This is a genomic window from Rhodoplanes tepidamans (assembly GCF_030813915.1).
GTDB lineage: Bacteria > Pseudomonadota > Alphaproteobacteria > Rhizobiales > Xanthobacteraceae > Rhodoplanes > Rhodoplanes tepidamans.
The window spans coordinates 109,873-122,370 of the sequence record NZ_JAUSUJ010000009.1 but is presented as its reverse complement, the minus strand read 5'-3'; the positions used below and the strand labels follow the sequence as shown (position 1 = coordinate 122,370).

Sequence of the window (12,498 nt, the reverse complement as noted above, 5' to 3'; positions counted from 1 at the left end):
GGTGGAGGTTCGCGATGCCCGTTCCGGTGGTCGACGTGAGGGCGGCAGTTCGGGCTGCGGCCGCCTATCTCGATCAGTTCGACGATTTCATCGGTGCGCGCCAGGCTCGCCTGGAAGAAACCGAATTCGACGACGGCTCGAACCAGTGGGTGATCACCCTGAGCATGATCGACATTCCAAAAGATGCCGGGACGCTGGCCGAACTCTCGTCGAAGCGGAACTACCGGCAGTTTCGCGTCGATGCCGAGACCGGGCATGTCAACTCCATGAAGGTTCGGACGCTGCACCCCATCGAATAGCTCGCCGTGCTCCCCGACACCCTCGTCGCCCGCTGCCGATCGAAAGGGATTCTGCTCGATACGAACCTGATGCTGCTGCTGACGATCGGCCTCTGTCGCCGGCCTCGTATCGCGACATTCAAGCGGACCGAGCGTTACACAGCAGCGGATTTCGACATCGTTCTCGCCCTCGCCGACCGCGCCGCTCGCCGGGTCACGACCCCCTCGATCCCGACCGAGACGGACAACCTGACGCGGCAGCTCCCGGAACACGAGCATGACGCTCTGGCGGCGACCGCCGGCCAGATCATTGCAAAATCGTTCGAGGTCTATATTCCCTCGTCGGACGCTGTGCGTGACGGGGCGTATGTGCGCCTCGGTCTGACCGACACGGGACTTCTCGCGGCCGCCCGGGCCGCGGATGTGCTGGTTGTGACCGACGACTTCCGCCTCGCCGCCGTGATTTCGCGCCGCGGCCAAGATGTCTTGAATTTCAATCACATCCGACCACACGATTGGACCTGACCACAGCATGACCAAACCGCTCTCCGACAAGATTGCGCTCGTCACCGGGGCGTCGCGCGGCATCGGCTCCGCGACCGCGCTCGCCCTCGCCAAGGCCGGCGCCCATGTGGTCGCGGTCGCCCGCACGGTCGGCGGGCTGGAGGAGCTCGACGACGCCGTGAAGGCCGCCGGCGGCTCGGCGACCCTGGTGCCGCTCGACCTCGCCGACACGGACGGCATCGCCCGTCTCGCCCTGGTCCTGAACGACCGCTACGGCCGGCTCGACGTGCTGGTCGCCAATGCCGGCCGGCTCGGCCCGGTGACGCCGCTGCCGCATGTCGATCCCAAGGAGTGGGACGAGCTGATGCAGGTGAACGTCACCGCCAACCTGCACATCCTGCGCTGCTTCGACCCGCTGCTGCGCAAGGCGCCGGCGGCCCGCGTCGTGTTCGTCTCGTCCGGCGCCGCCCATTCGGGCAAGGCCTATCGCGGCCCCTATGCGATCTCCAAGGCGGCGCTCGAGATGATGGGCCGCACCTACGCGGCCGAGACGGTGACGACGCCGGTGCGCGTCAACGTCATCAATCCCGGCCCGACCCGCACCCGCATGCGGGCCCAGCTGATGCCGGGCGAGGATCCGCAGACCGTACAGCCGCCCGAGGACGCCGCCGCGGCGATCCTGTCGCTGTGCCTGCCGAGCTTCCAGGAGACCGGCCGGCTGTTCGACCTGCGCGCCGGGCGGCTCCTCCACTACAATCCGCCGGACTGACCACGCCGCACCGCGGACCAGGTGCCATGGCCGCGATCACGCTTCGCATCGAGCCGGAGACGCGGGACGGCACGTCCTGCACGGTGGCGGCCGTGCTCGCGGGCCTCGCCGGCGGACCGGCGCGGCTGTGGTACCGCCTCGACCCGGCGCCGGCGCCGCCGCTGGAGCCGCTCGCGGTCGCCCACGCCTTCACGGTGTCGGCCGTCGCGATGGCGATGGCGGCCGGCCGCGACCTCGCCGTCGACGGACCGCTGACCGCCGGCCTGATCGAGAACCTGGCCGAGTTCCAGCGCGGCTGGTCGGCCTGGATGCCGGACCGGTTCCGCCCGGTCGCGATCCGGCAGCACAGCCTCGTCCCGGACGAGCCCTACCGGCCGGAGCGCAGGATCGTGCTGCCGTATTCGGGTGGGCTCGACAGCGCCTTCTCGGCCCTGACGCTCGCCCGCGACGGCTCGCTCGGGACGCTGGTCGCCATTCGCGGGCTCGACATCGCGCTGGCCGACGCCGGACGCTGGGCCGGGGCTCTCGCCGGCATGCGATCCTGCGCGCAGTCGCTCGGCGTGCCGCTGGTCGAGGCCGCCACCAACTGGCAGGAGGTCGCGCCCGGCCGGCCCGGCCATCTCGGCTACTTCGCGCCCGTGATCGCGGTGCCGCTGCTGCTCTCCGGCCACGCTGCCGTGGCGATGCCGTCGGCCTATCCCTACGTCGCGCTCGACCTGCCGCACGAGACCAATCCGATCTCCGATCCCCTGCTCGGCCGGCCCGGCTTTCCGGTCCGGCATCACGGCGCCTGGATGCGGCGGATCGACAAGGCCGACGCGATCGCCGGCTGGCCCGAGGGCGTCGCCGCGCTGCGCAGCTGCGTCGACCCGGGCCCCGACGGCGGCCCCTGCCGTCGCTGCCGCAAGTGCCTCCAGACCGCGCTCCTGTTCGCGGCACTGGGGCATCCGGTGCCGGCCTCGCTCGGCGGGGCCGTGCCGGCGCCGGAGGCGATCGAGGGCCTGGAGGACAACCCCTATACGCTCGTGGCGCTCGACGACGCCGTGCGCACCGCGCGCGGCCGCGGCCTCGCCGCGGCCTGGATCGACGCGGCGGAGCGGCGCCTGCTGCGCGCCGGCCTCCGGACGACGGCCGGGATGGACGCCGAGCGCGAGTCGCACGAGCTGCGCCGCCGCCTCGACTACGTGCTCGGCGGCACCGGCCGGCCGGCGCCGGCGCGGCTGATGCGCCGGATCGCCCGGACGCTGCGCGGCCGCTCCGGGCCGCACGGCCTTCCGGCCTGGACCGGCGCCCCGCCGCCGCCGCGACCGGCCGGCCCGCCGCCGGTCCACGCCGAGACGCCGGCCGCGGCCCGGTCGCCGGGAGGCCGGGCCATCCATGTCGACCCCGACGACCGCCGCGGCCACGCCCTGCTGGCGCGGGCCGGCGACCTGAACCCGGTGTCGCTGCGGCTGTGGCGGCGCCTCGTCGACGCCGGGCCGTGGACCGATGTGGTCGACGTCGGCGCCAACTACGGCGAGATGCTGGTCGACCTCGACCTGCCGGCCGGCACCCGGGTCGTCGCGGTCGAGCCCAACCCGCATGTCTGCTGGCACCTCGCCCGCACCCTGCAGGAGGCCGGCCGCCCCGTGACGCTGGTGCAGAAGGCGCTGAGCGACCGCGAGGGCACGCTGGCGCTGACCATCGACCGCACCTGGTCGGGCCTGTCGGCCGCGGCGGTGTCGCCGGCCGAGACGGCCGGCCACCGGCTGGAGCCGATCCTGGTCCACGCGACGACGCTGGCGCGCCTGCTCGCGGCCGGCACGGACGACGACGCGAAGCGTGTGCTGGTCAAGATCGACGTCGAGGGGCACGAGGCGGCGGTGCTGCGCGGCCTCGGCGACGCCGCGCGGAGCTTCGCCGCCTTCGCGGCGATGATCGAGATGCACCATCTGCCGGAGCCCGATCGCGCCGAGATCCTGGCGGCCTTCACCGTGGAGCTGTTCGAGCCGGCGACCGGCGCCCTGGTGCCGGTGCCGGACGCCGACCCGGCCCGCCTCGCCGCGCTGCTCGCCGGCGGCCGCTTCCATGCCCAGGACGTGGTGCTGCGCGCCCGGATCTGAGCGCCTCGCACCGTCCGCGGACGCCTGCCCCGCGCCGGCTCAGGGCAGCGCCAGCGTCCGCACCACATGGGTCGCGCCGACCACGGTCAGGTGGTGCCCGTCGAAGGTGATCAGGCCGTCGGGCACCGGGCCGACATGGGTGAGGCAGCCGCGCGCGTCGCACAGCGCCGCATAGGGAGACACGTAGACGCCGCCGCGCGCCTCGACGAACGGCTTCATGGCGTGGTCGAGCCGGCCGATCTCCGACGCGAGCCCCCAGCTCGTGCGCTCCGGATAGGCGCCGCCGCTGCGCGCCGCGTAACGCAGCAGCACCTTGGGCAGCGCGATCTGCCATTGCGGCACCGGCCCGACCACGACGACGCGGGGGACGCCGGCCCGTTCGAGGGCGGCGAGCGTCGCATCGAGCCGCCGCCAGTCGTGGTCCTTCCAGTGGGCCGCCAGCACGACCGTGTGGGGCGCGAGCCGCACCAGCCGCTCGAGCACCGCCTCGTTGATGACCCGGCAATTGGCGCGGTAGCCGAAATCGGTCTCCAGCAGCGGCGGGCAGCCGGAGGCCGTGTACTGCGCCATGCGGGGCGCCGCCGTCCGCAGCCCGGCATAGAGATGGGCGGCGTGCGAATCCCCCCACAGGAAGACCAGCCGCGGTCCGGCGGCAGGCGGGTCGACGCAGTCGCCGAAGGCGCTGGCGCGCAGCTCCTCGAGGAAGCAGGTGCCGGACCGGTAGGCCGGCGCGGTGTCGTAGCGCCAGGAGGCGAGCCCGCCGGTCTCGGCCGGGACGCGGCCGGGAAGCCCGTCGGCCTTGTTGGTCGCCCAGGCGACGCCACCGATCGCCACCAGCGCGGCCGCGAGTCCCGGCACGGCGACGCGGCGGAGCCGCCCGAAGCGCAGCGGCCGCTCGACGAACCGCCAGGTCGCCCAGGCGAGCCCGAAGGCCGCCGCCACGGCGAGGCCGCGCACCAGCGGCTCGGCCGCGTCGAGGACCGCCACATGGGCGAAGGACAGCAGCGGCCAGTGCCACAGATACAGCGGGTAGCTGATCAGCCCGATCCCGACCATCAGCGGGTTCGCCAGCACGGTGCGGTTGACCAGCGCCCCCGGCCCCGCCGCGATCAGCAGCGCCGTCCCGGCAACCGGCACGGCCGCGCGCCAGCCGGGGAACGGCATCTCCCGGTCGATCAGCAGCACCGCCCCGACGAGCAGCGCCGCGCCGACGACCGACAGCGCATCGCGGCCGAGCGAGCGCCGCGGCGCCCCGGGGCCGGCCGCACCGGCGCCGGCCTGCGCCAGCAGCGCCCCGGTCGCCAGCTCCCACACCCGCACCAGCGGCGAGAAGAAGCTCCTGGGGTCGTCCGCTCCGACCGCCCACAGGTTCCAGGCGAGCGAGACGGCGAGCGCCGCGAGGATGACGGTGCGCAGGTTCGCCCGCGCCTTGACGGCGGCCCACAGCAGCAGCGGCCAGACGATGTAGAACTGCTCCTCGACGCCGAGCGACCACAGATGCAGCATCGGCTTGGTCTCGGCGGCGCCGTCGAAATAGCCGACCTCGCGGCGCAGCGCGAAATTGGCGACGAACGCGGCGCCGGCCGCGATGTGCTTGCAGAGCTGCTTGAACTCGTCCGGATAGAGCAGCCACCAGCCGGTCACATAGGAGGTCGACAGCACGACCCCGAGCGCCGGGAAGATGCGGCGCACCCGGCGGGCGTAGTAGTCGGCGAGGCCGAAGGTGCCGCGATCGAGCTGGGACAGGATGATCCCGCTGATCAGGTAGCCCGAGATGACGAAGAAGACGTCGACCCCGACGAAGCCGCCCGGCATCGCGGCTGGAAATGCGTGGAAACAGACGACCGGCAGGATGGCGACCGCGCGCAGGCCGTCGATGTCGGCCCGATAGCCCGTCTCGACATGCGCAGCCACCCGTGTGCGGGCCGCGGCACCAGCCGAGACGGCGTCCAAACTCCCGGCGGTAACGTCCTGAGACGTCATCTTTTCTCGCCCCCTCCCGACGGTGCCCCGAACCGCACGGGGCGTCCTCCCGGACGCCCGAGGGCGATCGTCCACGGCCGCGCGATGCGCCCGGCCCGGGCTGTCACACGCCACCCGGGACTCGTCACAATTCGGAAACATTCTAGGCTGGCGCGCCGCGATGCAAGCCGGTTCGCGCAGCGTCGGGGTGGACGGGCGGGAGGTGTGGTTTTTCGGCCGCGGCCGCAGGCGCTACCGGCTGGCCCGTACCGCCATCAGCATGGCGACGAGGATCAGCGCGACGGCGAGGAAGAACGGGGCGCCCGGCCCCGGGAAGGTGCCCGGGCTGGCCAGCGCGAGCGCATAGACCTGGGAGAACAGGCCCGGCCCGATCAGCCCGGCGATCCCCATCAGGCAGGCATTGGCGCCCTGCAGGCGGCCCTGCTCGGAGGGGCCGAGGCGGCGGCTCATCAGGCTGTTGCCGGCCGCGTTGGCGAAGCCCCACAGGCTGGTGAACGGGATGCCGAGCCAGAACATCCAGCCCTCCGGCGCCAGCCCCTGGATGGAGAGCCCGACCATGCCGGCCGCGAAGCCGCCGATCAGCGCGGCGCGCTCGCCGACGAGGCGGACGCCGGGCCCGATCAGGCCGCCCTGGACGATCACGGCCGCGAGCCCGACGGCCGCCATGGTGAAGCCGATGGTGCGTTCGTCCCAGCCATAGCGGAAGGTGAGGTAGAGCACCCCGATGGTCGGCAGCACGAAATGGGCGAGCTGGCTGACGAACCACACCCCGGCGAGGCCGAGCAGCTGCGGCTGCGAGCGCAGCAGCACGAGCGCGCCGAGCGGGTTGGCCCGGGCGAGGGACAGCGGCGCCCGCTTCTCCGGCGGCAGCGACTCCGGCAGCACGAAATAGCCGTAGCAGGCGTTGAGCAGGCTCAGGCCGGCGGCGATCCAGAACGGCAGGCGCGGATCGACGCTGCCGGCGAGCCCGCCGATCGCCGGGCCGAGCACGAAGCCGAGCCCGAAGGCGGCGCCCAGCATGCCGAAGCGGGCGGCCCGCTTCTCCGGCTCGGTCACGTCGGCGATGTAGGCGAAGGCGGTGGCGATCGAGGCCGAGGCGATGCCGGAGATCACCCGCCCGGCGAGCAGCCACCAGATGGACGGCGCCAGCGCCATGACGACGTAGTCGAGGCCGACCCCGAGATTGGAGATCAGGATCACGGGCCGCCGGCCGAAGCGGTCCGACAGCGCCCCCTGCACGGGCGAGAAGGCGAACTGCATCAGCGCGAAGGCGGTGCCGAACAGCCCGTACATCGAGGCCGCCGCCACCTCGTCGCCGCCCATGAAGTCGGCGACCAGCCGCGGCAGCACCGGCACGAAGATGCCGACCGACAGCATGTCGATCGCCACCGTGACGAAGACGAACCCGAACGCCGCGCGGCGCCGTCCGTGGCCGGGCGGTGCGTCCGGCCCCTGCTTGGCCGGACCTGGACGAGCCTGTCCCGTCGGGGCCGCCGCCTCAGCCACGAGGGGGCGCCGTTTCGCGTGCCGATCCAGGATCGTTGCTCCGCTCTACGCCCCGTCGTCGCATCTCCTGCATGACCGGCAGCCCCTTGAAATGTGGCTCATCGCATTCGGAAAGCCGTCGAGAACCCGACGGGAGACGAGCGCTTGCGTGCACTATTGTCATTTTCTATCATTGATTGCGTATTGTTTGCGGTATTTCAGAGAGAGACAGCGATGTCGAACGGATTGCGCGACAATGGATTGCACGATGCTGCATGGCCGTACAACTGGGAGGCCGCGACGGCGCTGCTCGATCCGCGACGTATCGAGGCGCAAGGCCGCTTTTTTCTTTGTCGCGCGCTCAACACCCGGCGTCTGGTCGCCTTCGTCGGCGCCGGAGCTTCGATGGCCTATGGACGCGTGTCATGGGGCGAGCTCGGAGGTCACGTCGTCACCGGAATCCTCGACACGATTAATGCATCCGAGAGTTCCGGACACGCTCAGCCCGGTCCGATCGTCTCTCTGAAGACGCAGCTCAAGAACCTCCTCGTCGAGGTCAAGGCCGAGAAGTCCGACGCCATTATGCTCGCCATGCAGATCGCCGAGCAGATCTGGATCCTGGCCGACAAGCCGCTGCTGAACGCGCTGGAATCCCACTTTTGCATCGGAGAAACCGAACGCGACCTCCCGCCGTCACGCAAGTCCGACCTCTATCGCCGCGACCGCTTCCGGCGTTCGATCAAGCAGGCGACCTACGACGAGACACATCATGTCCGCCGGATCCTTTCGAATCCGTACAACGATCGCGATTCGATCGACGCCATCGCCCGTGGGTTGGCGCACACCTCGATGACGCGATTTCCCGGCAACCACAGTCGCCGGCTCCACAACATCTTCTCGACCAAGGTCGTGAGTGCCGCTCGTGACTACGTGGGCAGTCTCGCTCCACAGAACCCACATGTCCTCCTCGCTTTATCCACCGCGATACTCGATCGCCTGTCGGAAGAGTTGTCGGTGTCGCACTCCAACTCACGGGCGGGCCTCGACCCCGTCAACTACCACGCTCTCGGCTTCGCTATCGATCTGATCCGGACATTTCATCTGCTGACGAAGACACCGCCAAAAGACGGAATGAAAACGATCGCGGGTGCCATCGCCCCCGATGCGGCCTTGTCGAACACGGTCCCAATCCGCCGAACCGAGATCGCGTCGCCCGACAAGGATCCGCTGTGGCACCTCGCGGTCGGTCTCGAGGTCGGGCGCTTCGTCACCACGAATTACGACCTGGAGATCGAGCGGCTGATCGATCAGCTGGGCTTCAAACGAACGACGTTCGGAGCACAGGACGATCTCTCCGACGACGAGATCGAGCGCATCGGACCGATGGGCGGTCGCGCACGCGACATCGTTCTGGGCGAAAACAACGCCGTCGACCTTCTCGATTTCGCGGCTGGGGCCAATCCGCATTCGATCCAGGTCGTTCACGTCCATGGCCGGGCGACCGACGAAGCACCGCTCGTCGTCACCGATCGCGACTATCAGGACCAGTACATCGGCGATGAGCGGCACAAGGTCCTGTTCCGTCAAGGATCGCAGATCCTCTTCGGTGGAAATCCGATTCTCTTCGTCGGCGTCGGGCTGTCGGAGGGTGACCTGATGCGGCCGCTGCGCGAGTTCGCCGGCGAGCATATCCGCGGTAATCATTCGGTCGTCGCCCTGCGGCCCGCCACCGAGCCGAAGGCGAAACGCGACAAGTTCACCCTGGAGCAGTACATCCGGCATGGCGTCTACGTCCTGCACTACGGCATTCTTGGTCCCGGGGACGTGAAGCCCTCTTCCGACGAGGAACCCCCGGATCCGAGCTGGCTCGCCAGGGTCTTCGAGTTGACCGAAACGATCGTTGCCTCACTGGACGGCTTACCCAGCTCTCCGCGGACCCGCTCCCCTCGGCAGGCGTTCGAAGGCCTGCTCGATTTCCTAGGCGCTCCTGCCGACCCTCCGAGGGATCCGGTGACTTCCGGCATCGACCTCGGCCCGCCGCTAAGCCGCAATGCGGCGGATGCCGTCTGCAAGAAGACCGGTTGTTCCATCGGCCTCGAACTGCAACTGCTCGCCTGGATCGGGACGCTGGTGGAGCAGCACGGTGCTTCGCTGCTCGATGAGCTCTCCGATGGTCCCAAAGAGAAGGCCATCTCGCTCCTCAAGCGGACCGTGCGGCGCATCGAGGACGCCATCAGGATCGCTGCGCTGACAGCCTGCCTGAAGAAACTCGAGAGCGATTGGCAGACGTGGTCAACCGAATGGCTGGCGATTCCGCAAAGCCGCATCGAGAATCTCGAGTCTCCGCCCAAGGCGGCTCGTCTCGAACGCCCACGTTGGACGCGTCACATCTGGTGGAACCCGCCTGCCGGCAAGAACCGGGAGCGCGACACCTTACGGCCCGACCGTTCCATGCTCGATGATCTCGTCGCAGCATGGCCGCGGCGAGACAGCTTCCGTGCGCCCGGCCGGCGCATCGTCTTCGTCGCCGCGCCGCGCGGCGGCGGTAAAGGAGGCCTGCACCGTGACCTCACCGAGTGCAGCGACCGCCTGCTCGAGGACAATCCCATCCGCATCGAGCCGAGGCGCAACGCGACCGGACGGCACTACGCCGCGATCTTCTCGGCGAGCTTCAGCTTCTTCAGCGAGATCGCGTCGGTCTGGGACGCGCTCACGGCGTTCCTGCTCGATCCGCTGCGGCCGGCGTCCGACACACTCGTGCAACATCCCATGTGGACCGGTGGCCAGGGACGCATCGCCGCCTTGGCGGCGGCGCTCGACGGTACGGCCGCCCAGCTCAAGCAGACGGCTGGTCGGCTGCACCACCGTTGCGGGCCCGTCGAGGCGCGCGGCCTGATCCTCCTCAATGCCTTTGGTCTCGCGTTCGAGGCCGACGGATACCCGAAAAGCGCCGAGATCCGGGCGATCTTCGACCTGCTGACCTCGCCGGACCGGGCCGATTTGCCGCTCGACCTCGTCTTCCTGGTGCGCGACACCCGGCTCCCGCTGCATTATCGGATCGACCCGCCCCCGTCCTCGCCTTCCGATCGTCGCGACAAATGCGAGCCGCGCACGCTCCGCCTCCTGTCGGCTCCTTCGGTCCGCGACCTGCACGCGCACGCGCACGCCCAAGAGCAGTTGGCCGCGGCTGTTCGGCGATCCGGAGTGCGGCTCGCGCCCGGTTTCCAGGCTGCCGGCTCGCCTGTTTCCTCGGCCACGAGAGGTCCGGTTCCGCCTGCGGACGACAGCTACATCTATTTCATTCCTGCCACCGTCGCCGCTGACCACGCGTCGGGGCCGCCGATTGCATCCCGCTTCCACGCCACCCTGGCGACTCTGCTCGATAAAGACCTCGAAACGTTGAAACGCATTGACTACCTGACGCAAATCCGCGGGTCGATCGGAAATCTTCCTGATGTCGATGGCCGGATCGACCCGCCACGCTTCGTCGAGCGCGTTCTCGATTACTGGGCGGCTCGTCCCTATTTGCACGATCTCGATAAAGATCGCTTCAGGACGCTCCGCGAAGAACAGGGTGAGAGCCACGAGCCGGAACGATTCGATGACTTGTTACGCTGCGCCCACGACAGCAGCCTGCTCGAGCTGCTGATCCGCCATCTCGCCGTCATCTCGATGCCGGTGGAAGCCGACATCCTGCTCGAATGTCCGATGATCGAGCGGCGGGTCGAGGACCTGTCCAACTCGTTCGACGGGCGCGCTGCGGTACCGATCAGGCACCTCCGCCTCGACATCGTCCGTTATGCGCTCGCGCTGCTGTCGGCCCGCGGACTGGTGTTCACGCTCGAGCCCCGTATCCCCCCCGTGCATGAGGACGGCGTCAACGAAAGGCCCGCCGCCGGACGAACGCCTGAGTCGCCACGATACCAGGTGCACCGCACCGTCCAACTTCACGCCTACCGCAAGCTCGGGGCGCAATACTCGGAGCCGCCCGACACCTACAACTTCTCGGTGTCGCTGTATGCGTCGCAGGCTCGCGAACTGCCGGCCCTGAGCGCCAACGCCTACGCGTTCCTGCACGACCTCGTCACCCGGATGATTGGGTTTCCGACCCTGCGCTCGGAGTTCGAACCGGCTTCGTGCACAGACGCCGACTCAGGATCGAGCCCCGGCGAGGTGCGCACCTTCGAGGCCAGGCGTCTTCGCGCGGGGATCGGTATCGCCAGGACGCTGTTCTCGCTCGGGGTCGTCGCCCGCTTCTGCGACATCGGGGGAATCAGCGTCCCGAAACCGCCGCGGTCCGGGTACTTCGAGCACCACCGCCTGATTCTACGCTGGATGCTTCACCGGGCCGCGGCGCTCGGCGGCACTCCGACACGCGACGGCGAGACCGAGCCTTCTACCGCCTCACCAAGTCACCTACCGTTCTATCGCGACGAGATCGTCTGGCTCTTCAACGAGTGCGGCGTCTTCGGGCTGGCCCAAGGATCGCTCGTCGACACGATCGCGATGCTCGACGCCGCCCTGAGGGCGGCACGACGGATCGAGGGACCCGCGGGTGGCCCGATCCGTCGGCGGGTGCTGCTCAATGTCGCCGAATGCGACATCATGCGCGGGCGCCTCAAGAAGGCACGCCGCCTGCTGGACGAGGTGCGGCGGGAGTCGAGCGAGGACGAGACGATCCGGCTGATCGCCGGCGGCTACACCGCCCTGCTCGACCATCTCGGCGGCGCCCGGGACACCGCGATCAGAGGATACGGGACCGCCATCAAGGGGCTCGTCCGACTCGGGCGGAGCAGATCCGTCAGCCTGTTCCTCCGCCATCGCGGGCAGCTGCATCGCGACATGGAGGATTACGACAAGGCGGGCGAAGACCTGTCCGCCTCCGTCAATTACGCCCGCCGCAGCGGCTTCGAGGACATGGCTCACCTCGCAATGGTGGCGAAGGCCCGCATGAACGTCGCGCGTCAGCACGACCTACGACAGCAAACCAGATGCCTCGAAGAGGCGGAGCGTTATGCCGGCGCCATGGACATTCCGATCCTCACCGCCGAGGCGAGCTTCGTTCATGCGCAGATCCTGCTGCAGCAGGGCGAAACCGCGCTCGCGAGCGACAAGGCCGTGAAGGCCATCCGAATCGCGACGCTCCACGGGCAATATCTGCGTTCGATCGCCTATCGCAGCCTACTCGCCGACATCCTGCGCGAGCGCGGGTGGACCGACGAGGCAACCCGCATCAAGGGACAAGCCCTCCAGGCGGCGCGCAGCATCGGCTACCGGCTGCTCCTGCAGCGACACATGACCGACAGCGGATCGGACCGCGAGAACACGGTGGTCCCGCAAGCGACCGGGCTCGATCGGAAAGATGCCGACCGGTGAC

The 12,498-nt window shown here is 69.6% G+C and carries 7 protein-coding genes; 5 read left to right on the top strand and 2 right to left on the bottom strand.

Annotated features, from left to right (window positions below):
• Window positions 1-14 precede the first annotated feature (14 nt).
• The 4 genes from J2S22_RS12705 to J2S22_RS12690 are packed head-to-tail and all read left to right on the top strand — an operon-like array spanning window position 15 to window position 3,653.
• On the top strand, window positions 15-299 hold the full coding sequence (locus J2S22_RS12705) for a hypothetical protein (protein WP_272778921.1): 285 nt from the start codon (window positions 15-17) through the stop codon (window positions 297-299).
• A gap of 6 nt (window positions 300-305) precedes the next feature.
• Entirely contained in the window at window positions 306-803 is a 498-nt protein-coding gene (locus J2S22_RS12700) for a PIN domain-containing protein (protein WP_272778922.1), read from the top strand.
• 7 nt (window positions 804-810) lie between these two features.
• Entirely contained in the window at window positions 811-1,551 is a 741-nt protein-coding gene (locus J2S22_RS12695; RefSeq protein ID WP_272778923.1) for an SDR family NAD(P)-dependent oxidoreductase, read from the top strand.
• Window positions 1,552-1,577: 26 nt separating this feature from the next.
• Window positions 1,578-3,653 carry an FkbM family methyltransferase gene (locus J2S22_RS12690; RefSeq protein WP_272778924.1) on the top strand — a complete coding sequence of 692 codons (2,076 nt, stop codon included), beginning with the start codon at window positions 1,578-1,580 and terminating at the stop codon, window positions 3,651-3,653.
• Window positions 3,654-3,692: 39 nt separating this feature from the next.
• Here J2S22_RS12690 and J2S22_RS12685 read toward each other — a convergent pair whose 3' ends face one another.
• Window positions 3,693-5,636, bottom strand: a complete 1,944-nt coding sequence (locus J2S22_RS12685; protein ID WP_272778925.1) for an acyltransferase family protein — start codon at window positions 5,634-5,636, stop codon at window positions 3,693-3,695.
• Window positions 5,637-5,867: 231 nt separating this feature from the next.
• A complete protein-coding gene (locus J2S22_RS12680; protein WP_272778926.1) occupies window positions 5,868-7,142 on the bottom strand; it encodes a TCR/Tet family MFS transporter in 1,275 nt (424 codons plus the stop codon).
• 213 nt (window positions 7,143-7,355) lie between these two features.
• On the opposite strand from J2S22_RS12680, the gene J2S22_RS12675 reads away from it, so the two are divergent.
• Entirely contained in the window at window positions 7,356-12,497 is a 5,142-nt protein-coding gene (locus J2S22_RS12675) for an SIR2 family protein (protein WP_272778927.1), read from the top strand.
• Window position 12,498: the final 1 nt, after the last annotated feature.

Bases quoted from the DNA above. Each gene is read 5' to 3' on its own strand.
- J2S22_RS12705 (WP_272778921.1), top strand. From the start codon at position 15: ATGCCCGTTCCGGTGGTCGACGTGAGGGCGGCAGTTCGGGCTGCGGCC.
- J2S22_RS12695 (WP_272778923.1), top strand. From the start codon at position 811: ATGACCAAACCGCTCTCCGACAAGATTGCGCTCGTCACCGGGGCGTCG.
- J2S22_RS12690 (WP_272778924.1), top strand. From the start codon at position 1,578: ATGGCCGCGATCACGCTTCGCATCGAGCCGGAGACGCGGGACGGCACG.
- J2S22_RS12685 (WP_272778925.1), bottom strand. From the start codon at position 5,636: ATGACGTCTCAGGACGTTACCGCCGGGAGTTTGGACGCCGTCTCGGCT.
- J2S22_RS12675 (WP_272778927.1), top strand. From the start codon at position 7,356: ATGTCGAACGGATTGCGCGACAATGGATTGCACGATGCTGCATGGCCG.